Below are 21,226 nucleotides of genomic sequence, written 5' to 3' on the forward strand. Positions count from 1 at the left end.
CTTCTCGAAGGAAAGGCCGCAACCGCTTGGACGAGCGGAGCGTACGGATGAGTACGTGAGCACGGCCAAGGGGTGAGAACGCGGCTGGCGGCCTTTTTCAACACTCCTTATGTGGATTCGAGGAGTGATCGGGTGGGACGGGAAGGCCTTCCTGGGCCATGATACGGAGCGCATTGGTGGTGGGGCAGGGGCCCGGTCGTAGTTGATAATCGAAATGCAACGTGCCTGCTTCGACGGTTTCCTGAAAGTGGGCATTCCGGATATGCCCGTTTCCATTCGCCAATCCTGTGAGTTCCAAATCGTGAGTTGAAATCATACCCAGTCCACGGCTTTGTTGAAGGGCCTGCACAAAGGCTTCGCTTCCGGCTAGCCGTTCACGATTATTGGTGCCCCGATAGATTTCATCAATGAGAAAGAGAACAGGATCAGGATTGGGGCTTTTCACGGCTTCCAGAATGACTTTCAAGCGTTTGACCTCCGCGTAAAAATACGACAACCCTTCGTCCAGGGCATCCGTGACTCGTATGCAACAATAAAGACGCAACCAGGTCCAGGAAAATATTCCGGCACATACCGGGGCTCCTGCCTGGGCCAGGCACAAGTTAATACCCACTGTTCGCAGAAACGTGCTTTTCCCTGACATGTTCGAACCGGTGATCAGAAGGAGATGGCCTTCCCCTCGTAACTCCAGATCATTGGTAATGCGATGAGCACGTGGAATAAGCGGATGGCCGAGGCCGCTTGTGGTGAGGCCTCGTGTGTCCGGAGTGACATTCGTTGCCTCAAGATGTGGCCAGAGATAATCCGGATTGAGATAGGCATACCGTGCAAGGGCGCTGGCGGCATCAAGTGTGCCAATGGTATCCAGCCAGTCAGGAAGCGATGCGCGAAGGCGCGTGATGAGGCGATTGAGTTTTCCGACAAACAACAGGTCCCAGGGCATTAGGGCATTAAGGCCTAAATGGATCAGCGGGTGGGCTTTGACGCTCAGCCCCTGGCAGATGCGGCTGAGGTGTTTGAGGCTCTGGGTTGGACGATGCTGTTTGGTCAAAATGGACTGGCAGACCTGTCGGATGGTCGGTTGACGGGAAAATGTTGATCGTTCAAGTGTGGAAAACACGCTGACAAGTTTTTCCAGCTCTTCATGGAGGGCGAGCACTCGGCCAAACAGCGGATGGATGGATCCCGAAAGGAGAAAATACGTCCCGATATAAAGGGTGAGGGGAAGCAACCAAAAATTTGGTGCTCCCGTGAGGAGCGTCCAGAGCCCTAAGGCAATGGTGAGACTCGTCAGGGCGCATGCGGCGATGATGATCAGAGATAGATGCCTGATGGCGATGGGCGCTTCAAGCAGGGAAATAATCCGGGTTCCATTCAACCGTACGGAGCTAATGAGCCTGGTGGCTAAGAGACAACGGTCCCTCAAACGGGAGAGCGGGGTGAGTTCTTTGACCAATGTCTGCCTGGTTGTCCATGATAGCCCGTTCGATTCGGGAAGATTGGATTGAAAGAGCCAGGTGGCGATGCGCTTTTGACCAATGGAGGAAAAGGTGGTGTCGATCAGGCCCAGCAGGGAATGTGGACCCGTGAGGTCGAGGTCTAAGGCGAACGGATGTCGCTCAGGGGCCTTGTGTTCGTCGGCCGATATATGAGGCCAATCAAGTTGCAAGCGAGCGAAGCTGTCTTGTTTGATTTCCAACCAGAGCCGTAATCGATGCAACCGGGATTTCAATCGCTGGTGAAACCAGGATATAGTGAGAAACCCGATGAGGAAGATAAGAAGTAGTCCATTCCCGGTATGAAACCAGGCCTGTTGATAGGCACCGATCGTGATCGCAGCGCCAGCAAGGAATATTCCCATTCTCCATCGGCTGAACTGTTGGCTGGCGGTGGCGCCTTTCGCCTGCATCCGCTCGGTGCGGTGAATGAGGCGAAGGATCGCTTGTTCTCGTCTATCGGTAGAGGTATGTTCCATAGGGCCTGCGGACATTAGCCGCTCTACATGATCCCGTCAATAGAAATTGGCGAAGATCTTGTTGAAGCATGCGGTCGGTCGGATTTTGATGACACAGAGTCCTCAACGCACTCCTTGCTCTCCACGCAGTTTGCGCTTATTTGAAGAGGGCCTCCTGTTTTCTTCCCCTGAGAAATGAGTGGCAGCAGTAGCGTACAATTGAAAAACGTTTAAATAATGGAAAAGCTTGTATGGATGCGACGGTCTTTGAAATGACGATTCCAGTTTCGGTGGATGCCACTGAGTTGGCGGGGATTCTGGATTGCCAGGAATTTCTGGGGGCATGGGAGGCGGAGGGTTCGGTCGTGCTCTATTGGAGTAAGAATGGAACAGCCATTCTTCAGCAGGTTCGGTCGGCGATCAGCGCATTGGGTGTTGTTCCCCCGGAAGGGTCACTGCAGTTTCAGCCCGTGAAAGCTCAGGATTGGAATGCCACCTGGGCGGCGTCCGTTCAGCCTATTCGTATCGGCCGTCGAATTGGGATCCGCCCGAGTTGGGCCACCATGGACATGCCCAAGGATGGAGTGGAATTGATCATTGATCCCAAGCAGGCGTTTGGAACCGGGCATCATGCTACCACCCAATTGATTCTCGAATGGTTGGAAGGGGTCACGTGGGTTCCAGGCATGCGGGTGCTGGATGTCGGGACCGGGAGTGGCATTCTCGCGATGGCGGCATTACGCCTGGGAGCGACCACGGCGCTGGGCATTGATGTGGATACCACGGCGCTGGACTGTGCCAGGGAATACGCAGCCGTGAATAATATTCAAGAAGAATTGACACTGTCCTCCTGCCAATTAGCCACGCTACCCGATCAATCATTTGATGTCATTCTGGCCAACCTGGATCGCAAAACTATACTTCAAGTAATGGGTCAATTTTCCAGGATGCGGGGTTTGCATACGCAATTGGTGTTGTCCGGGTTGCTGGAGGAAGATGAAGCTGAGATTGTCGGACAGTTGGAAGGGCAGGGATGGCTTCGACGCCATGTCAGGAGGTGGGATGGCTGGATAGCCATTCAGTTGGGAGTCGCTTCGCCCGACTCGTCTTCTTCGGGTTGAGACTCCAGGAATGCAATGAGGGCTTGGTAGGTGAGTTGCCGGACTTCCGCTTTCGATCCAGTGCCCTGATCCAGGTTTTTCCTCAACCAGACGGTTTCCGAAATGTGAGTGGTGGCTTGGTTGCACAGGGTCCACATCTGGTGAAGAAATTCGATGGGAAGCCCAACCTGGACGCCTTCTGATTCAATCCGGTCATCCAAAATAGCCAGGAGATCAGAGATGGCCTCGTCTGCCCGATAGGGGTGGGAAGCGAAGCCGAAGCTGGCGTGGGCGGCTTCCTCCTGTTTTGCCTGCTCGACTAAGTCATGCATGTACTCCTTGAGCAAACCAATGATTCGTCCGGAAAATCGCATGGGGGTCGTGAGGGGCTCTCTCTGGAACAATTCGTGAGATGAAATGAATTTTTTTTGACGTTGTAATTTCCCATTTGAGATGAGGAAGACCCCACCATCTAATCATCGAAGAGGGTGTCGACGTCCGGTTTTAGCACGCCGGGAGGGAGCCCGGATTTCCAGTCTCCGTATTTTCCGTCCGGACGATGGAAATATTGATTATGTTGGCGCTTGATGATCCAATCCTCACCGTCGGCCCACAATTGTCGAATTTCTTCCTGCTCCATTGAATTCAATTCTCCTGTCTTGTGAAGTCTACCAGGGGGAGATCTAATACGTGATGTATGGGCTTGAAGTATCTTAATGAAACCCTTCTCTTCGGGCAAATCACATTACTTGTGAAGGGAATTGGTGTGATAAATTCCCTTCGTGAGGAGCCTATGGATCAGGAAAGAATTCGAAATACATACTCAGAGACGATTGGCATATTTGTCTTGTGATCACGCTTTTTTACCTTCACTTCCTGTGGGTCTTCCATGCCGTTGAAGTCAGATAATATGAAGATTGCGGTGATCGGCGGGGGGCCTGCGGGCCTGATGGCTGCGGAGGCCGCGATTGCCATGGGCGCACGGGTAGATCTATATGACGCCATGGCCTCCGTCGGTCGAAAATTTTTGTTAGCAGGGAAGGGTGGGCTCAACTTGACGCATTCTGAGCCATTAGGGAATTTTATTTTGCGATATGGTCCTCGGCAGGAACAAATCCGATCGTTGCTTGCCGGATTTGGGTCGGATGCCTTGCGCGAGTGGGCTCGTGAATTGGGTGTGGAGACGTTTATTGGAACATCCGGCCGCGTGTTTCCTACTGACCTTAAGTCTGCACCTCTTTTGCGGTCTTGGTTACGCCGATTGCGCCAGCATGGAATGACGATTCACGTGCGGCATCGCTGGTGTGGCTGGGCGGGGAGCGAGACTCTCCGGTTTTCCACGCCGCAAGGAGATCGTCTTGTTTCTCCTGATGCTGTGGTGCTCGCGTTGGGTGGTGGCAGTTGGCCCAGATTCGGCTCCGATGGGGCATGGGTGCCGTTGCTTGCCGGGCGTGGTGTTCTCATTGAACCGCTGAAGCCGACGAATTGTGGTTTTGATGTCGAATGGAGTCCGCATCTTCGTGACCGTTATGCCGGGCATCCCGTGAAGCCGGTTGTCGTGGCGGGAACCACCCAGGAGGGCGTTGAGTTCAGGCAACAGGGGGAATTCGTTCTGACGGAGACCGGCATTGAAGGAGGTGTGATCTATGCAATTTCGGCATGGCTACGTGACGAGATTGTGAAAAGGGGCACGGTGCTTCTTCGATTGGATCTGGCGCCGGACCGGGATGTGTCGCGCCTTATTTCAGACTTATCACGGCCGCGAGGTTCACGCTCGATGGCGAGTCACCTGCAGCGCCGGGTTGGTATTTCCGGGGTGAAAGCCGGCCTTCTGAGGGAATATGTGTCCAAGAAAGACTTTGCCGACCCCATCCTACTTGGGACGGCCATCAAATCGCTGCCGTTACGTCTCGTTGCGCCGCGCCCGCTGGAGGAAGCGATCAGCACGGCGGGTGGAGTAGCGTTTGAAGCCTTGGACGGGCGACTGATGGTTCGCACCTTACCGGGTGTATTTTGTTCGGGAGAGATGCTGGATTGGGAAGCGCCAACCGGCGGCTATCTTTTGACTGCCTGTTTTGCTAGTGGTCATGCTGCGGGTGTCGGAGCTGTGAGGTGGTTTCAGTCAACCCGCCGTTTCACTTAGGCAAAGTTCTGACAACCGGCGACCCCCCGCATGAGCTCTGGTCATGGACCCCTTCCTCATTTTTCATCCCAACAGTGGCCGTTAATTCCCCAAGGAAAACCGGGTGAGAACATTTTACGTCCCCAGGCGTTGGCATGAGCATTTCACTTGGTATAAAATATTTACTTTGTGTCCTGTCCCCCCCTTTTGTTGGCTGGAATTCATCCGAGTAGTGCACAAAGGACTTGTACAATATGACCCTGACTCATCGCATGCTTTATATTTTGTTCGCCAGTGTGCTGCTTTCCTGGTTGATTATTCCTGGAGTCTGGGGTGAGGAATCCTCTCAGATTTTGACGCAACAGGCGATGGATGCATGTCATGAAGGGAGACGGGCAAAGGACGAAACGGCTCGGGTTGCTCACTTTGAACGCGGGAGAGAACTGGCTAAAAAGTCTGTGGAACTCGACGAGAATTCCGCCGACGCGCATTTTGCCCTGTTTTGTAATATTGGCGAGCGTATGCGGGCCAACGGAGAAGTCCTTTTCTCGGTGTTTGAATATGGACGGATGATGGAAGCTCTGGACAAGACCCTTTTACTCAATCCTAACCATATGGATGCCCTCTCTTCTAAAGGGACGATCCTCATCGAAGTCCCCGGGTTATTTGGAGGAGATTCCGAAAAGGGCGAAGCGATGCTGCGGGAGGTGATCCAGAAGGATCCTGAAGCCATTAATGCTCGCATGGTTGTCGCGCGATTGTGTGTTGAGCGGGGAGAGGATCAAGAGGCGTTTAATTTAGCGAAAAGGGCGTTGGAGCTTGCCAGGGCGGCAAACCGGGATGATCTTCTCCCTGATGCGGAAAAAACCTTTTCCGAGATTCAAACGAAACTGGCTTCCAAATAAATCGCGATTTGGTTTTTGCCAGGTGCCCGAATTGGAATGGAATTTTTCTTCTAGCTTTTTCCTGTTTTTCTCCACAATCCCTTCCTATTTTTCAAACGTTTCCTACCTTGTGGTGGCTGGGTTCTTAGGCAATACTGCAAAAGCCCGTGCTCTGTATAATTAATGTATGAAGACGCGCGTGGGTGGATCCAAGCACCGGGGACGTATGCCCACAAGTTATGAGCACTCAGGGTTACCCGATTATCTGGCCCCCGGGTTATCCATTCTCTTTGTTGGAATTAACCCTGGTCTGCGCTCGGCTGAGGTCGGTCATCATTATGCCGGACCTTCCAACCGGTTTTGGAAGCTGCTGTTTGACTCCGGGCTGATTCCCTTTCCCCTGACCTATCGGGATGATTGGCAATTGCCTGAATTCGGGTATGGGCTTACCAATATGATTGCCAGGCCGACCGCCGGTGTTCAGGATTTGGGAAAACAGGATTTTCTCCAAGGGCATCAGGCATTACTGACAAAAATCATGACATATCAACCTCGACTAGTGGCCTTGTTAGGAGTCAGCATGGCACGCATGCTTCTCTCGTCCAATGAGGCAACCAGTGTTAAGCAGCTGGCGCTTGGAAATCCAATTCAGGTGGGCCTGCAATCTATTCCCCTTTGTGGTGTGCCTGTCTGGGTGTTGCCAAATCCGAGTGGAAGGAATGCCCATTATTCCTATCAGCAAATGAAAGTTTTGTACTGTGGGCTGAAGGATTGGGGTCATCCATCCTGAAGCGAGCGAGTAGTCCACCCATTAGAGCCGCTCGCATCCGGCAGCCAATAATGCTTTGATCTTGTGGTTGAGGTATGTATAGACGAATCTTATGTGACCTGTGTTCTTCTGAATATCCGCGAGAGAGTGAGTTGGTTTGAATGAGGAGACTTGTTTCTCGCTTTGGGGGCCATTCTGAAACGCTGGGGGTATGGATGAGTGATGCGAGATCGATTTTCATTGGATTCGTTTTTTTTGTAGGCCTTGGCTTTTTGCCGGGGTTGGGAGAGGTTCGGGCAATGCCGATTTCCCATGCCATTGAGCAGGCCAAGTTGGCGACAGTCGGGATTCTCCCGGCTGATCAACCTGAGATTTCTGATAATGACTATGGACTGCCCGTCAGTATTCGGGGATCGGGAATCCATATTGGCGGAGGAGTGATTGTAACGGCGCGGCATGCGGTAGAGCGTACAGAGGGAGGAAAAGTCATTATCCCCGACACCATTCATGTAGTCACGGACGATCTGTTTGAGTTGCCGGCAACCCGGCAGGGAGCGAATGCTTACCTGGATGTGGCGGTGTATCAACTCCAGGGTCCTGAATCGGATTGGCCCCAAGCGCATGTCACGTTTGCCGACGAAGATGTGACGTATGGCGATCAGGTCTTTACCGTCGGATATCCACTGGGTTGGGGGCCGGCCATTAACTTTGGCACGACTGGCAATCCCAATACCTTTTTGCCGACGGTGAACAGTCGGTTAATGCAGGTGGATATGTCCGCTTGTAGTGGCAATTCGGGCGGCGGGTTATTGAATCAACATGGACAGCTGGTGGGTCTCATGCATGCCATCATTCAAACGGATACGCAACATGAAGATCGGCGCTGTGCGCGATTGGCTTTTGTTCTCCCGGGCCCGTTGGTTCAACGAGTGGTGACCGCCGTCTTGGATGGGAGGGTGCCGGGGTTTTCGGTGCTGGGGATTCAGCTCCAAACCATAAGAACGGGAAGTCGTTGGGCGTTGGTCGTGGCCAAGGTGACCGGTCCCTCACGTCATGCGGGATTTCAAAAAGGCGATGTGCTGGTGGCCATTAATGATGTGCCTATTACCACACCGGCACAATTGAAAAATTATCTGATTGAACGTACCGAACCCGGTCAGGTTGTCGAGATCAAGATTCAGCGTGGAGATGCTCAGAAGCTGCTCTCGGTTACCTTAGGTCGATCCTAAGAATGCCTTTGTTTTTCTTTTTTCAAGAGGCTTTCCGGCCTTGTGGATTTCCATGTTTCCCATGCCAGGCCTTCCCTTACTTGGGAGTATGGAAAAATAGGCTAAAGGAATCGAGCCACGCCGGTGAAAGGTCATGAATCAGGCCATAATCCTCAAGATTCCCTACAAATGGTCCGATAGACCCACCAAACGCACTGAAACATGGGGTAATCTCCTATGGATCGGGCCTTGGAGAAAGAAGGATCAATGCCGGGCTATGATTATTAAAGAACGAACAATGAATGGCTTGCCTGTGGTGAGTCTTTCAGGAAAGTTGGATATTTTTTCTAAAAATGCCTTCAAGGAGACCGCAGAGAAATATACAGATGCGAAGTCAAAAGGGCTTATCCTGGATTTTCAAGGGGTAACTTTTTTGGATAGTGTGGGGTTCGGCGCTTTGGTGGTCCTCGCCAGGACATTCCTGAAACTCAAGGGGAGGATAATTATCGTGAATCCTCAGGATCAGGTGAAGACCTTATTATGTGAAATGCATATGGAGAAGATGATTCCCATGTATGCAACGGATGACCAATTTTCTACGTTTTCTGAACTTTAGCTCCCCTGCCTCCTTCTTCCTTCACGATTATCACGTGTTTTTGTTGGTGATGAGTCTTCTGAGATTCTCTTACGTATCATCCACCCGTTTCTACTGGGTCCCTTCAATGGTGGGGGGATAATTCTCCATCCCGGGACAAAAATGCTCCACTGTATGTGTCTGTGTTTTCTTTTGAGTATGATGACGGGGTAGTCAACCTAGGGAGAATTGCAGTACAGTAGTGAAAAATTGGTGAAAGTGTATACGGTTTTCGTTACCGGAAAGCTTCCTACTCTCCAACCTGTTCAGGTTTGTCTCGCAAATCCATTTTTCACGACAATTTACCTCTGACCGGTGACTCTCCCTCTTCATTCCTTTCAATACGATGTGATTGTCGATGGCATGGGGTCTGCGGGGGCTTCGACCCGCAGGGGTGGCCTGTCTCTGAAGGCAAATAGGTTGAGCGGGGTCCGTCTCTGGTGAGTCCTGTCCGGCAGGAATGGATGAGTTCCACAGGTGGGAAAAGATCATTATTAATTTCAGGGTTTATGAAGGTCGGAATTTAAAGGAGTGTAATACGTATGTCAGCGCTGATTTATGGACAGAAGCTTACCAAAGCCTATGGGACCAAGCGTCTCTTTCAGGAACTGACGCTCGGCGTGTCAGAAAAAGACCGTATCGGGATTATCGGGCCGAATGGATCGGGGAAAAGCACCCTCCTTCGAATCTTTGCCGGACTTGAAAAGCCGGATGACGGAAGAGTCACTCGACGGCAGCATCTTCGCATTGCCTATATTCCCCAACAGGCGGATTTCGATTCCGATTCCACAGTCGCGGAGGAAATCGAACGGGCCGCGTTGGCCTCCGGCCTCCATGCGCATGATTGCGTGGCTCGGGTGCAGGAGACACTAGGGCGCATGGGGTTTGGTCAGGGAGATCAGATCGTGGGTCCTCTTTCAGGCGGATGGAAAAAACGTCTTGCCATTGCCTGTGGGTTTGTTCAGTCGCCGGATGTCATGCTGGTGGATGAGCCGACCAATCATCTCGATCTGGAAGGGATGCGATGGCTTGAGCAGGTGATGTCCCAGGCTCCATGGCCGTGGGTCATGGTGAGCCATGATCGATGGTTTCTCGGCCATGCAACCAATAAGGTGGCAGAAATTAATTCCCGGTATCCTGATGGCATCTTTCTGGTTTCGGGAGGCTATGAGGAGTTTTTGGTTAAGCGGGAAGAATTCCTGAACAGCCAAACTCAACAAGCTCAGGCCTTGGCCGGAAAAGTCCGCAGGGAGGAAGAGTGGCTTCGTCGAGGTCCCAAGGCTCGATCCACTAAAGCGAAGGCTCGCATCGATTCTGCGCATGCGTTGCAGGCGGAGTTGGCTGAAACCCAAGTGCGGTTGCGACAAGAAGAAACCTCCATTGATTTTGTCGGCTCAGGTCGGCGCACCAAACAATTGATGGTCGTCCATCAGCTTCGGAAGGCATTTGCCAAGCGGACGATTATTCAAAAATTGGACTGGGTGATCTCACCGGGAACCGCTACCGGGGTCTTAGGCCATAATGGCTCCGGGAAGTCCACCCTCTTGAAATTACTCGCCAAGGAATTGGAGCCTGATCAGGGAAGCGTGACTCATGCGGATAAATTGCAGGTGGTGTATTTTGATCAAAATCGTGATCAATTGGATCCGAAGATGACCTTGAGACGGACGTTGTCGGATTCCGGGCACACCGTCATGTACCGGGGGCAGACCGTGCATCTGGCTGGATGGGCTAAACGCTTTCAATTTCAGCCTGAGCAACTGGATCTCCCGATTGAGTTACTCTCAGGCGGTGAGCAGGCGAGGGCGGTCATTGCCCGATTAATGCTTCAGTCCGCAGATGTGTTGATTGTGGATGAACCGACGAACGATTTGGATATTCCGACGCGAGAAGTCCTGGAAGAGAGTTTAAAGGAATTTCCCGGGGCATTAATCCTGGTTACCCATGACCGGTATATGATGGAGGAAGTCTGCACGGAATTTGTCGGTTTAGACGGGCAGGGAGGGTACGGACAATTTGCGGATTACGGACAATGGGAATCATGGCTTCGACGTCAACGATCGGGCAAAGACCAGTCAAGCACTCAAACCAAGGGTACCCGTGTCGCGACGGAACGGCCAAAAGCCAAAAAACTCTCATTTCGTGATCAGCAAGAGTATGACACGATAGAAAAACGGGTTCTTGATGCCGAGGCTGTCCTCGAATTGTGCCGCACGGAAACAGAAAATCCCAAAATCGTTTCCAATCATCTCAAGCTCCAAGAAGCTTATGAAAATCTCAAGTCCGCTGAACAGGAGGTGGAACGCCTGTATACCCGGTGGGCGGAACTTGAAGCGAAGCAACAGGCATAGAGTACAATGAAGATATGAGCGTCTGTCAGGGTTGATGCATGCTGTTTACTGAGTCCACCGCACGGTGAGGGAAAGAAAGAAATGACACCATGAGACTTCTGGCCACTATCCAGAAAACGGGCGTGATTTTTTTACTCTTTTGGGTGGGAGCGGTATGGGCCGGTTTTGAGGAAGGGGAGGAGGCCTACCTGCAGGAGAATTTTTCCGCCGCTCTGTCTGAATGGCGACCATTAGCAGAAGAGGGACATGCCGAAGCGCAGAACATGTTGGGCTATATGTACCGGTATGGCCAGGGAGTCACCCAGGATTTTGAGCAGGCTCGACTGTGGTACCGTCGGGCTGCGGATCTCGGCAATGCCAGAGCTCAGAACAATCTTGGCGCGATGTACCGCCAGGGTTTGGGGATGCCGCAGGATTATCAAGAGGCCTTTCGATGGTTTCTACGGGCGGCCGAACAGGGAAACGGTGGTGCGCAAAATCATGTGGGTCTCATGTATTACAAGGGAGAAGGAGTCCCAAAGGACCTGGTGCAAGCCTATAAGTGGGCGTATCTGGCAGCCCAGCAGGGCCTGGATCCATCAATCCAAGCCTTGGACCTACTCTCACGGGAGATGACCACTGAACAGATCAATAAGGCAACTGATCTCGCACGGAAATGGAATCCCAAAGGTGAAGAGGTCGCTCTTTAGGTGAAGGTCTGACGTCCATGTGTTGAGAAGAGTTTTGTCATCCCTTCTACGTTGCCGTAACTGATTTTGGGAATTGAGAAGGAAGGACTCTTGAGGACGTGACGAGTTCGGTGAGATAGACCTTATGAGTCGGCTATGATTACTTCCTGTATTTGACTCCCTCCCAGCAGAGTGCTACCCTGATTCACGGTGCAAGCGATGGTGGTTACCCTGCCTTTTCCGCGCTTTCATTCCTAGGCGGATTGATTTTTACAATTGATTCTTGAGGGTGTGAAACCTTCATTAACCCCTTCGCTTCCTGCCCGGTTCGACAGGACGGTTCGTGTTCTTTGTCATGATTGGGATGGTTTTTTTGCCAGAAGGAGGCTTCTTATGAAGCTGACAATGAAGTGGGGCGGTAAGGTCAGGAATAGAAAAACCTTTAAACCGGAGCCCAAGATCCGTTGGGATCTCCTTGGCCTCGCTGATCCATCTAAAGAAAAAATCCCCATGCCGATCGATGAGGTTCGCCGGCAAGTTCTGATGATGTCGAGCCCTGGGTTTGATCAGGATAGCGCTACTCGCCTTGATGTGGTGCCTCAAAAAATTTCCCGTTCTTCCACTTCTGCAAAGCCGGTGACCAAGACGCGCAGGGAGTCCACGTAGGACGGCTATGCCGCGTAGGTGGACAAGAGACGGGTACATGGGAGCATGGCAGGTTCGGTGGCTCGACAAGTGGGTGTGATGGTCTCTCAAACAGGCATAGACTTAAAGAGACCTAACACTCAAGTGTGGAAGCCGGAGGCGTGATAACCCATATCAAAGGAGGAAGATAAATGGGAAGACCCACAAAAGTAACCCAGGCCAAACGAAATCGTGAAATGGTCAAAAGGATGAAGCAACAGGATAAGGAAGCCCGACGTGAACAACGCAAGTCTGAAAATGAAGAACCTCCTAGAGTACTCGATGGGGAAGATCCCGACTTAGTTGGGATACGGCCGGGCCCGCAACCACCTCAATACTAGTGAGACCTGTCCCTTCTCACTAATCGTTCGACACAAATACCGGTATTCTTCCGGGGATCTTTTCCCCAACTCAAGTTGTTCTGCCAAGGTTGGCTCTATTATCCGAAAAATCTGCCTCACTCTGCTTTTCTGACAGCCCGGTAGTACCCGTAGGGGGAGAAATGGCATGTCAGGTCGTGGATTACTGTAGTTCACCTTACTGTGGGTGACCATTCCCGAACAATCCTGTTGAAGAGGCGTGCGTCTACATGGAATCTAAAGAAAGGCCAGCCTACTTCCAGGTTGTTATTTTATAACTTGTTTGTCTGCATCGGTTGGCCGGTTCCTGTGAGAGGGTGGCACCCTTCCCATTGGGAGTTCATATAGAGAGTATCGGGCCACTTCATGCTCCAAGGCAGATCCCTGGAGGTCCGGTGATGCGGGTTAAGTTCTCCCAATTTTTGGTCGTCACAGTCTCTTGTTATGTGAGACGCATCGCTACTTCCGTTGGTTGTTCCGAGGCCATAATTAGCTTTACGATTTGTCTGAGTTGAGTCTTCCTGTTGAGCTTGGTCAAATAGGACCTGGGTGAAAATCCCGTTGCGCCTCTTTGCATCACCGCGCCAGCCAGGCGAAGTTAAGATGGGTCACGGAGAATTCTAAATGTTGGTATCATCCGTGAGGGCTTTAACTGATTTTAGGCCGTTTTTCAGGCCCGGTTGGAGTGATTATTTGCCGAGGGGATACCATCCGCCAATCATCCTTTGGATATAATAGAATAGGCTTATGAAACTGAAAACTCTCATTGAGTGTGTGTTTCTCGGTCTGGGGTGTGTAATGGGAGGATGCGCTGCCTCGCCCATGGAGATACCGGAAACGCTTCGGAATCAGATTGATCCTACTCTCACGTTTTTGCAAGTGATTCAACATCCCGGGTCTTATCAAGGAAAGATACTCCTGCTTGGAGGGGAAGTCCTTTCGGTCAAGCGCCTTAAGGAAGGGACCCGGCTTGAGGTGTTGCAATTACCCTTGGATGAGTACCGACGTCCCTTAATGACCCGCACCGACTCACAAGGCCGGTTCCTCGCCATGGAGAAAACTTTCCTTGATCCCGCCATGTTTCCGCCGCATACTCTGATCACCCTTGTGGGAGAAGTGACAGAGAGTGTTGCCGGCAAGCTTGATGAGATGGACTATCAGTTCCCCGCCGTAGTGATTAAAGACCTCTATGTGTGGAAAGACCCGTCTCTGACTCAAGCAAGCAATTCCGGACCCTGGTCCAGCATCTTTGGTGGTGGGAGCACCGGAGGCCGGGTCGGTGGGGGGATCGGAGTGGGCATTGGCTTTTAGTGTCAATTTGTTCTTCGGCCGTAGCATTTTCCCCTCATGACCACCTCCGGCTGTACGTTGGGGGATGAGCCTCGATACGGCGAGGCATGGACTGTATTCCTCACACCCCTCCGTCAACACCTTTAGCGGTTCCATCAAATAATTGCTCCTGATCCTCCTTCCTCCATTTTCTGAAAGGTGATGGGGATGTGGTTCTTTCCTTCAGCAAACCTGTGCGTCTAAGATAACGGGTGCCCTCCCACTAGAGAATTTCATTAATTTTCGAAGGCAAGGCCTGACAGGTTTGGCTTTGAACAATAAACTGAAGGTGTAAGATGCAAAAAGAGCCGGAAGAATCGACAGCGTGCGTGAGTTCAGAAGGAGAGCGTCGAGCCCAAAATATGATGGGGACAGGCCGGCGGGCCACGGCTTTTTATCGGAACCAGATGGAAAGCGAATTAAACGACAATATGCAGTCGTTTATTGCCAGACAGGAGATGGTTTTTCTTTCGACCGCCAATGCCAAGGGCGAATGTGATTGTTCGTTTAGGGCGGGGACCGTCGGATTCGTTCGAGTGCTCAATCCCAGGATGTTGGCCTATCCCGAGTATCGCGGAAACGGGGTCATGGCGAGTGTCGGCAATATACTTGAGAACCCACAAATCGGCCTGATGTTCATCGATTTTTTGCAAACCACGGTCGGTCTGCATGTCAATGGAAAGGCAAAAGTCCTCACCAACGATGATATTATGCGTCTTCCCAACGTCACGGCGGCGATTCTCGAGGACGTGACCGTGGCCGGAGGACGTCATCCCGAATGCTGGACGTTGGTCGAGGTGGAGGAAGCCTTTATCCACTGCTCCAAGCATATCCCACTGCTCAAAAAATTAGACAAACCTCTTCATTGGGGTACCGACGATGAATCCCTCAAAGGCAGCGGGTTTTTCAAAGAGATCCGCTGAGAACCCATATTGAATATTGGACCAAGATCACGTGACGATATGCACAAAGACGGTTGTAGGAGAAGGATGTGTTGTACTCACCACATCAACCATGTCTGATTGAAGGGATCTTATGAAATCACCCGTACGGGAGTGGATCATTGGATGCGTGATCATATTGTTCTGTCCACTTCCGGTGTTGGCCACGGTTGGCTGGGAAACGGGGGACATCGTTCTGGATTTCGGGCTGAATCTGGAATCCGGGGAACGTACGGTCTTGGTAGATAAAGTTGAAGTCGGAGAACCCTTTTTTGTTGAATTGACCTGGAAACTGAATGCGAAAAATTGCCTTTTGCATATACAAAGATCTACGGATGGTGAAGGTGTACCCACCACCATATTGGTGGTGGATGATGGTCTATTTAATGGAGTTGTTTCCCATGCGGTCTTTCCTAAAGTAGACGAAGTGGTGGTCACGGCTCGGGAAGGGCAGAGGTGTGAAATTCAGCCGTCTCAAGATGAATTTCTCGTGATTGCCAGGGCTCCACGTGCTCCCCTGGCTTCCGAAAAAGAGTGGGCTAATGTCCCGATTGGAGGGGTGGTGGTCCTGTTCCGGGCTACAACATTTTATTTACCTCATGACGTCACGATTATGCCGGGCCAAAAGGTCTTGTGGATTTATGCCGATGGCGCCCAAGAACCCCACAGTGTCACAAGTGGTGGCTGTCGGGTGAACGATTGCTCTGGTGGTGGAAAACAGTTCGATAGTAGATTGAATCTCAATAAACCCGGACAGCGGTTCGAGCATGTGTTTAAGCATCCCGGTACATTTCCCTACCATTGCGAGCTTCATTTAGGATCTATGCAGGGCACCGTGATCGTCAAATCAGCTTTTCCCATCCATTAACTAACCCTCCTTCCTCTATGCCTGCACGAGTGAAAGCCTGAGGATAATCGGGGTTGATGGAAAAATGTTTTTTCTGCAGGCTGATAATCCCACAGATGAATCTTCCCATGGATGCATAAGAATACCAGAGGCATCCGCGTTGAATACTCACCATTTTGTACCGCGGTATGGCTTGGCTTAAAATTTTTGAGGCTTCTGGCCAAAAGGTGTTCTCCCCTTCAGAACAAAGGATTGATCTTCTTTTCACGAAACGTTTTTTGCGGGATTGAGACGGTCCAGCGTTTTTTCATCTACCCGGTCCGGATGGGCATACATCAGAGGATAAGTGGTGTATAATTAGCGTTTTGGCCGATACGCATCTGGGGTGGGAAAACCCGTTCAATTCGTGACATCAACCGGGGGTGTTTGGTCGACCGGTGCCTGTGTTTTATAGAACATCCATATGTCTTATCTGCGCTGCTGCCGAGTGATGCGTTGTCCATCACGACCGGGAATGTCCTGGTGTCTGAAGCCGATCCTGTGTATTGATTGGCCAGGGTCCCATAGAACGGGGGGGGGACGATGTCCGTAGAACCCTTTGGTGTCCTGGAACACCTGAAAGTTCTTTCTCCTAATCATGTATACTTTCTGGCTTCCAAGGCTTTTGTCCTTCGCGGGTATGAGTATTACGCCCAAGGAAGGCTCGAGTCGTATAGCTGGGACCGGACCCAGACTATCTTGTCGGCTACGGTGCGAGGGGCGACCCAGTATCTGGTTCGGTTCGGTGTGCACAACGGGCAGCTGACCTTTTCCTGCACCTGTCCGGTGTGGACGCCGGAGTCGCATTGCAAACATGTCATTTGTGCCCTATTGACCACAGTCAATCTCCTGCTTCCCGATACCTTCCGTATGCCTTCATCCAATTCCACCCAACGAGCGCTGCTCCTGCGACAACTCATGGAACGCGTCGGGAGCCCTTTGGCCTCAAAACCACCCACTCCGGCCGCTCCTCCACGCTTCGAGATTACTCTTCGAAACCGTCATGGAGTGTCTTCCATTAGCATTACCAACCATGGGAACATTTGCCAATCCTTTGCGGGAATGCCCACCGAGCTAGCCGTGCTGCTTCGTGCCACCCAGGATCCTGCATGGTCGGTCCAGGAAGGGCTGCGTGACTTCCTTAAACATCACGGACAGAACCATGCCTTGTTCTTTGAGCATGCGGATGGGAAATATCCTGTGGAATGGGCGCCGGATTCGTTATATACCACGAAAACCGAGTTGGACATTCTCGGTTCGCATGTCTCGATTGCCGCCTGTTGTTTGCGTTTCGGAGAGGTGCAACGGGACACCCACGCCTGTATGGGCTTTGCAGCTGATTTGGGCGCGAAAAAACTTGGACCACTCGAACATGAAGGTGGGTGGGCCGTGTACGATTTGTTGTATGAAAACAGTCAACGGGAACGGGTTATTGAGCCTGAGGATGTTCTCAGTCGTCCGTTGGCCCTGCCCTCGACACCCCACAATCGCGATGGCTGGCTTTCATCGGAACGCCCCACAGGAACGGACAGACCAACTTTTTCCATTCCGGTAGACCAGTTTATGGCCTTACAATTCGACATTCCCCTCCAAGAACAAGATCGAATTTTGCGGTCGGTATTGCTCAAGTGTGCCGGTCAAGAAGTCTCACTCATTGATCATCGCCACTCCGGAGAGACGCCAATTTATCAGTATCGTCTCACATTCATTCCAGAGACCATTCCGATGGATGCCTCGGTGTTGGATTTGAGAACAGGGATTCTACGCGCGGAATGTTGGCTTGGGGAAAGCAAGGGGAGGCCCAGTATCCCTATTTTCAGGATGTTTCCATTTTTTGAGAATGCCAAAACGGTCTCGAGCGGGTTGAGGGCGAAGAAACGCCGTGCACTCCTGTATGACACATTTTTTCAATTGATCGGGCAGCAAAAGCCATCGGATGTCAGGAAACTTATCAAGACCTGCATTGCGCAGGATGAATTTCGTCCATTTAAACTGAAGGCGGAGGCCGAACAGATCCTTCAGCGATTTTCCTCGCCGGCCTTAGAGCCCAGTGTTCGTTTGGTGGTTCACGACGGGCACTGGTGCGTTGTGATGAACGATTGGGCGAAAGAAGCCTTGCTGTATGCCATTCCTTATATGCTGTGGGGGCCATCGCTTTTTGACGGAATGGTGGAACATGATGAAATGAGCCTTCCGCTGACAAACCTCTATCCCTTGTTTCCAGACCTTCATGCCAGATTGCAGGAAGTCGGAATCGAACTGTTTTATCAAGACCAGCCCATTTCCACGTCGCAGTGGAATTGCTCGATCGATGCGCGACGCGCTTCGAGCATTGATTGGTTTGAACTACGACCGGAATTGCTCTGTGACGGGGTGCGGATCGAAGCCAAGGATATCAACAAAATTCTTGAGCGTGGTGGCATGATGGAGTCGGATGGGATGATCCGGATTGTGGACCAGAACACTCAGGCCATTTTGCGGGCGTTTGCCTTTCTCTCCAATAAACCCAGCTTGGAACACAAGGAACAAAAGTCCGTCGTTCGTGTGCCAAAATTGCAAATTCTGGATTGGGTGGCGTTGAGAAAGCAGGGAGTGACGGTCATCCTGCCTCCAGCGGACGAGGCGTTGATCAACCGGTTACTGCACTTTGAGCAGATTGAGCCCATTCCCCTTCCTCAGGCCTTGGGGGCCACGGTTCGACCATATCAACAAGAAGGGTATCGTTGGCTCGGGTTTCTCTATCAACATCGCCTGGGTGCCTGCCTGGCGGATGACATGGGATTGGGAAAGACCCTGCAAGCGATTTGTTTATTCGCGGGAATCAAAGAAGGCATTATCCAACCCCCGGAACCGATTCAAGGGCCACATCTCGTGGTACTTCCTCCCAGCCTCTTATTTAATTGGGAACATGAAATTTCCAGGTTTTATCCCTCACTGACTATACAGTCGTATACCGGGAAGGAACGCACGTCCTCATTTGCCGGAGCGGATGTCGTCCTCACGACCTACGGCCTGATCCGGCGGGACATTGCGATCCTCGAAAAAATCCCATTCAATGTCATTCTGTTCGATGAAGCCCAGGCGGTTAAAAATATTGTGGCCAGGACCACCGGTGCCGCGAGACGGCTCAAGGGGTATTTTAAATGCGTGATGACCGGAACCCCCTTGGAAAATCATGTGGGGGAATATTACGCCCTGATGGATTTGTGTGTGCCGGGCCTACTGGGAGACTATGAAGAGGTCAGGGGAAAAATGAAAACGCCATCACCGGCCCTGTTAGAAACCATTATGCAGCGGAGCAGACCTTTTGTGTTGCGACGAACCAAAAGTCAAATCCTCAAAGAACTGCCGCCAAAAATTGAGACAGATCTGTATCTGGAATTAACCGATCGTCAAAAGACCTTATATCAACAGACGGTCACCAAAATTCGTTCAACCATTGCTGCCGCCTATCAAAGTCAAACGCCCGCGCAGGCCCGTATTATTGCGCTGACGGCGATTCTCAAACTTCGGCAAATCTGCCTGTCGCCACAATTGCTGAGTTCCGCCCATACCGATCTTTCCCCGAAGCTGGAATGTCTCCTTGATCGACTCAAGGAACTCCTTGATGAGGGACACAGTGCGCTCGTCTTCTCCCAATTTACGTCGTTTCTGGATATCGTCGAACAGGCCTTCGATGCGCATGGCATTCCTCATGTCCGATTGGATGGTTCCACACCGACGCCCACAAGAAAAAAACTGGTTCAGGAATTCCAGGAGGGGGCGAACCCTTCGATCTTTTTATTGAGTCTCAAAGCCGGAGGACAGGGACTGAATCTCACCAAAGCGTCCTATGTGTTTCATCTCGACCCCTGGTGGAATCCGGCCGTGGAAAATCAAGCATCTGACCGGGCGCATCGCATTGGGCAAACACAGAACGTCTCTATCATGCGGTTACTCATGCGTCATACCATCGAAGAGAAAATGATGGAATTGAAGCAGAAAAAGTTGGATCTCTATCACGCCGTCCTGGAAGGAGCCACTCCTCATGGCGGCGGAGTGTCTCTCTCACAAAAAGATTTTGACTTTCTTTTGGAATGAACCATCGTTGAGCAAGAGGCTACGCGTTATTGTCCTTGATTGTCACCACGCTGCTGGTCGCCTTGTCCGTCATGGTTGGTACTGCAGTCGTCTGCCGTATTTTCATCTTCATGCCCTCTCGATCCAGATGACCAAGGGTAGGTGTCATCTGGGGCATCTTATTGGCGCTAATCGCGCATAACATAGAAATTTTGATTTTTGCGGTGGGGTACTGGGGTTATATATTCCCCAAAATCTGGGACGTTCGATGTGCACGTTAACTCCCGGATTTGAAGTTCGTGCCTATTACTCTTTTGTCACCTATACGACCGTAGGATTTGGCGGTTGTTTTCCAACCGGTCCTCTTCGCTTTCCCACAGGAATAGAATCACAGACCAAGTTGGTACGGCTTACCTAGACGTCGTCCTGCCTCTACCTCCAAAATGGAAACCCTGCACCCGAAAAATTCCAAGTCGGGGTGAGAGAGTCGACGTTCCGTCATGTAAGCGCAATCTCTGGGCGACGCCTACTGAGCAGACATTCCGGCATCAGTCGCGAACTGCGACGGAACCTCTGGTGTGGACAGCATGATTATCCGCAAGGGGTCCAGCTGATGGCTGAAAGTCTACTCCACCAGGCAGCGAGGCGGGACCGACTCAAATCACACGCGGTCCGAGAGTATGTGCACAAGAAATTACATCGTGGCGTTGCCCCGGAATTGATTGCGGACCGGCCCCAATACCAAAACCAGCTGCCCACCATGTGTTACGAGGCCATCCATCAATAAATTTATGTTGTCGCGCCTCAATTGATTCGTTTGTTGCCCCGCCACCTTCCCAAGCGGAAACCAAAGTGGCGGTATCGGAAGGTCGGTGGGCGAATCAAGCACGAACCACCTTGGCGTCCGTCCTCAGAAGGCAACTGCGGGACAAGTGGCATTGGAGGGCACGATTGTTTATCAATACCCGGATTTGAGCTTATTCTCTCCTATATGAAAACATCTTCATGACAAATTCATCGCACCTTCATATTCACCGAGTATGATTAATGAGGAAATGCTATCGGCTCAAATAGCTGGTGTGAGCCATGCATGCCTTTCCGGCGTTTTGAATTGGGATGATGACGGTTGCCGCGACTGCATTAAAAAATTGCGCTTGGAGGAAATAATCTTTACGGAGCAGTTATTGGAAATTTTTTTTCACGTGCAATCTTCCACCATCCTCACAGAGCGAAATCGCTCAAACTAAGCGTACCCCAACAGGCAAATTCCTGTGGAGA

Annotated in this window: 19 protein-coding genes; 15 read left to right on the forward strand and 4 right to left on the reverse strand. The window is 51.5% G+C overall.

All coding sequences use genetic code 11. The features are described 5' to 3' along the window. Positions 1 to 97: 97 nt before the first annotated feature. Complete coding sequence (locus tag PJI16_03630; GenBank protein ID MDT3776648.1) at positions 98 to 1,975, reverse strand: hypothetical protein; 1,878 nt, start codon at positions 1,973 to 1,975, stop codon at positions 98 to 100. 230 nt (positions 1,976 to 2,205) lie between these two features. Here PJI16_03630 and PJI16_03635 point away from each other — a divergent pair, with 230 nt between their 5' ends. Continuing rightward, positions 2,206 to 3,075 (forward strand): 50S ribosomal protein L11 methyltransferase, encoded by an 870-nt coding sequence (locus PJI16_03635; GenBank protein MDT3776649.1) that lies wholly within the window; start codon positions 2,206 to 2,208, stop codon positions 3,073 to 3,075. Here the strand turns inward: PJI16_03635 and PJI16_03640 are convergent. Together PJI16_03640 and PJI16_03645 are read right to left on the reverse strand one after the other, a co-directional pair. Then, positions 3,033 to 3,386: a hypothetical protein gene (locus PJI16_03640; protein ID MDT3776650.1), complete on the reverse strand. Its 354-nt coding sequence runs from the start codon at positions 3,384 to 3,386 to the stop codon at positions 3,033 to 3,035. The two genes, PJI16_03635 and PJI16_03640, sit on opposite strands and share 43 nt — an antisense overlap. Before the next feature lie 140 nt (positions 3,387 to 3,526). Beyond that, positions 3,527 to 3,694, reverse strand: a complete 168-nt coding sequence (locus PJI16_03645; protein MDT3776651.1) for a hypothetical protein — start codon at positions 3,692 to 3,694, stop codon at positions 3,527 to 3,529. A gap of 249 nt (positions 3,695 to 3,943) precedes the next feature. Here PJI16_03645 and PJI16_03650 point away from each other — a divergent pair, with 249 nt between their 5' ends. From PJI16_03650 to PJI16_03710, 13 genes are all read left to right on the forward strand, one after another. Next, positions 3,944 to 5,197, forward strand: coding sequence for a TIGR03862 family flavoprotein (locus tag PJI16_03650; GenBank protein MDT3776652.1), 1,254 nt, complete (start codon positions 3,944 to 3,946; stop codon positions 5,195 to 5,197). Between the two features lie 233 nt (positions 5,198 to 5,430). After that, on the forward strand, positions 5,431 to 6,081 hold the full coding sequence (locus tag PJI16_03655) for a hypothetical protein (GenBank protein MDT3776653.1): 651 nt from the start codon (positions 5,431 to 5,433) through the stop codon (positions 6,079 to 6,081). Positions 6,082 to 6,247: 166 nt separating this feature from the next. Continuing rightward, complete coding sequence (locus PJI16_03660; GenBank protein ID MDT3776654.1) at positions 6,248 to 6,850, forward strand: mismatch-specific DNA-glycosylase; 603 nt, start codon at positions 6,248 to 6,250, stop codon at positions 6,848 to 6,850. A gap of 194 nt (positions 6,851 to 7,044) precedes the next feature. Then, positions 7,045 to 8,058: a S1C family serine protease gene (locus PJI16_03665; protein MDT3776655.1), complete on the forward strand. Its 1,014-nt coding sequence runs from the start codon at positions 7,045 to 7,047 to the stop codon at positions 8,056 to 8,058. A gap of 133 nt (positions 8,059 to 8,191) precedes the next feature. After that, positions 8,192 to 8,653, forward strand: a complete 462-nt coding sequence (locus tag PJI16_03670; protein MDT3776656.1) for an STAS domain-containing protein — start codon at positions 8,192 to 8,194, stop codon at positions 8,651 to 8,653. A gap of 560 nt (positions 8,654 to 9,213) precedes the next feature. Next, positions 9,214 to 11,022: an ABC-F family ATP-binding cassette domain-containing protein gene (locus PJI16_03675; GenBank protein MDT3776657.1), complete on the forward strand. Its 1,809-nt coding sequence runs from the start codon at positions 9,214 to 9,216 to the stop codon at positions 11,020 to 11,022. Between the two features lie 89 nt (positions 11,023 to 11,111). Then, positions 11,112 to 11,711, forward strand: a complete 600-nt coding sequence (locus PJI16_03680) for a tetratricopeptide repeat protein (GenBank protein ID MDT3776658.1) — start codon at positions 11,112 to 11,114, stop codon at positions 11,709 to 11,711. A gap of 372 nt (positions 11,712 to 12,083) precedes the next feature. Beyond that, entirely contained in the window at positions 12,084 to 12,356 is a 273-nt protein-coding gene (locus tag PJI16_03685; protein MDT3776659.1) for a hypothetical protein, read from the forward strand. 170 nt (positions 12,357 to 12,526) lie between these two features. Further along, positions 12,527 to 12,715 (forward strand): hypothetical protein, encoded by a 189-nt coding sequence (locus PJI16_03690; protein ID MDT3776660.1) that lies wholly within the window; start codon positions 12,527 to 12,529, stop codon positions 12,713 to 12,715. Between the two features lie 765 nt (positions 12,716 to 13,480). Then, the gene (locus PJI16_03695) at positions 13,481 to 14,044 is read left to right on the forward strand and encodes a Slp family lipoprotein (protein ID MDT3776661.1); all 564 of its coding nucleotides are present in this window, start codon (positions 13,481 to 13,483) and stop codon (positions 14,042 to 14,044) included. Between the two features lie 314 nt (positions 14,045 to 14,358). Continuing rightward, entirely contained in the window at positions 14,359 to 14,985 is a 627-nt protein-coding gene (locus tag PJI16_03700) for a pyridoxamine 5'-phosphate oxidase family protein (GenBank protein ID MDT3776662.1), read from the forward strand. A gap of 112 nt (positions 14,986 to 15,097) precedes the next feature. Beyond that, entirely contained in the window at positions 15,098 to 15,871 is a 774-nt protein-coding gene (locus PJI16_03705) for a plastocyanin/azurin family copper-binding protein (GenBank protein ID MDT3776663.1), read from the forward strand. Positions 15,872 to 16,432: 561 nt separating this feature from the next. After that, on the forward strand, positions 16,433 to 19,969 hold the full coding sequence (locus PJI16_03710; protein MDT3776664.1) for a DEAD/DEAH box helicase: 3,537 nt from the start codon (positions 16,433 to 16,435) through the stop codon (positions 19,967 to 19,969). Positions 19,970 to 19,988: 19 nt separating this feature from the next. Here PJI16_03710 and PJI16_03715 read toward each other — a convergent pair whose 3' ends face one another. After that, positions 19,989 to 20,117, reverse strand: coding sequence for a hypothetical protein (locus PJI16_03715; protein MDT3776665.1), 129 nt, complete (start codon positions 20,115 to 20,117; stop codon positions 19,989 to 19,991). A 444-nt stretch (positions 20,118 to 20,561) separates the two neighbouring features. On the opposite strand from PJI16_03715, the gene PJI16_03720 reads away from it, so the two are divergent. Then, positions 20,562 to 20,735, forward strand: a complete 174-nt coding sequence (locus PJI16_03720) for a hypothetical protein (protein ID MDT3776666.1) — start codon at positions 20,562 to 20,564, stop codon at positions 20,733 to 20,735. Positions 20,736 to 21,226: the final 491 nt, after the last annotated feature.

The organism is Nitrospira sp. MA-1 (genome assembly GCA_032139905.1).
In the GTDB taxonomy this organism is placed as follows: Bacteria; Nitrospirota; Nitrospiria; order Nitrospirales; family UBA8639; genus Nitrospira_E.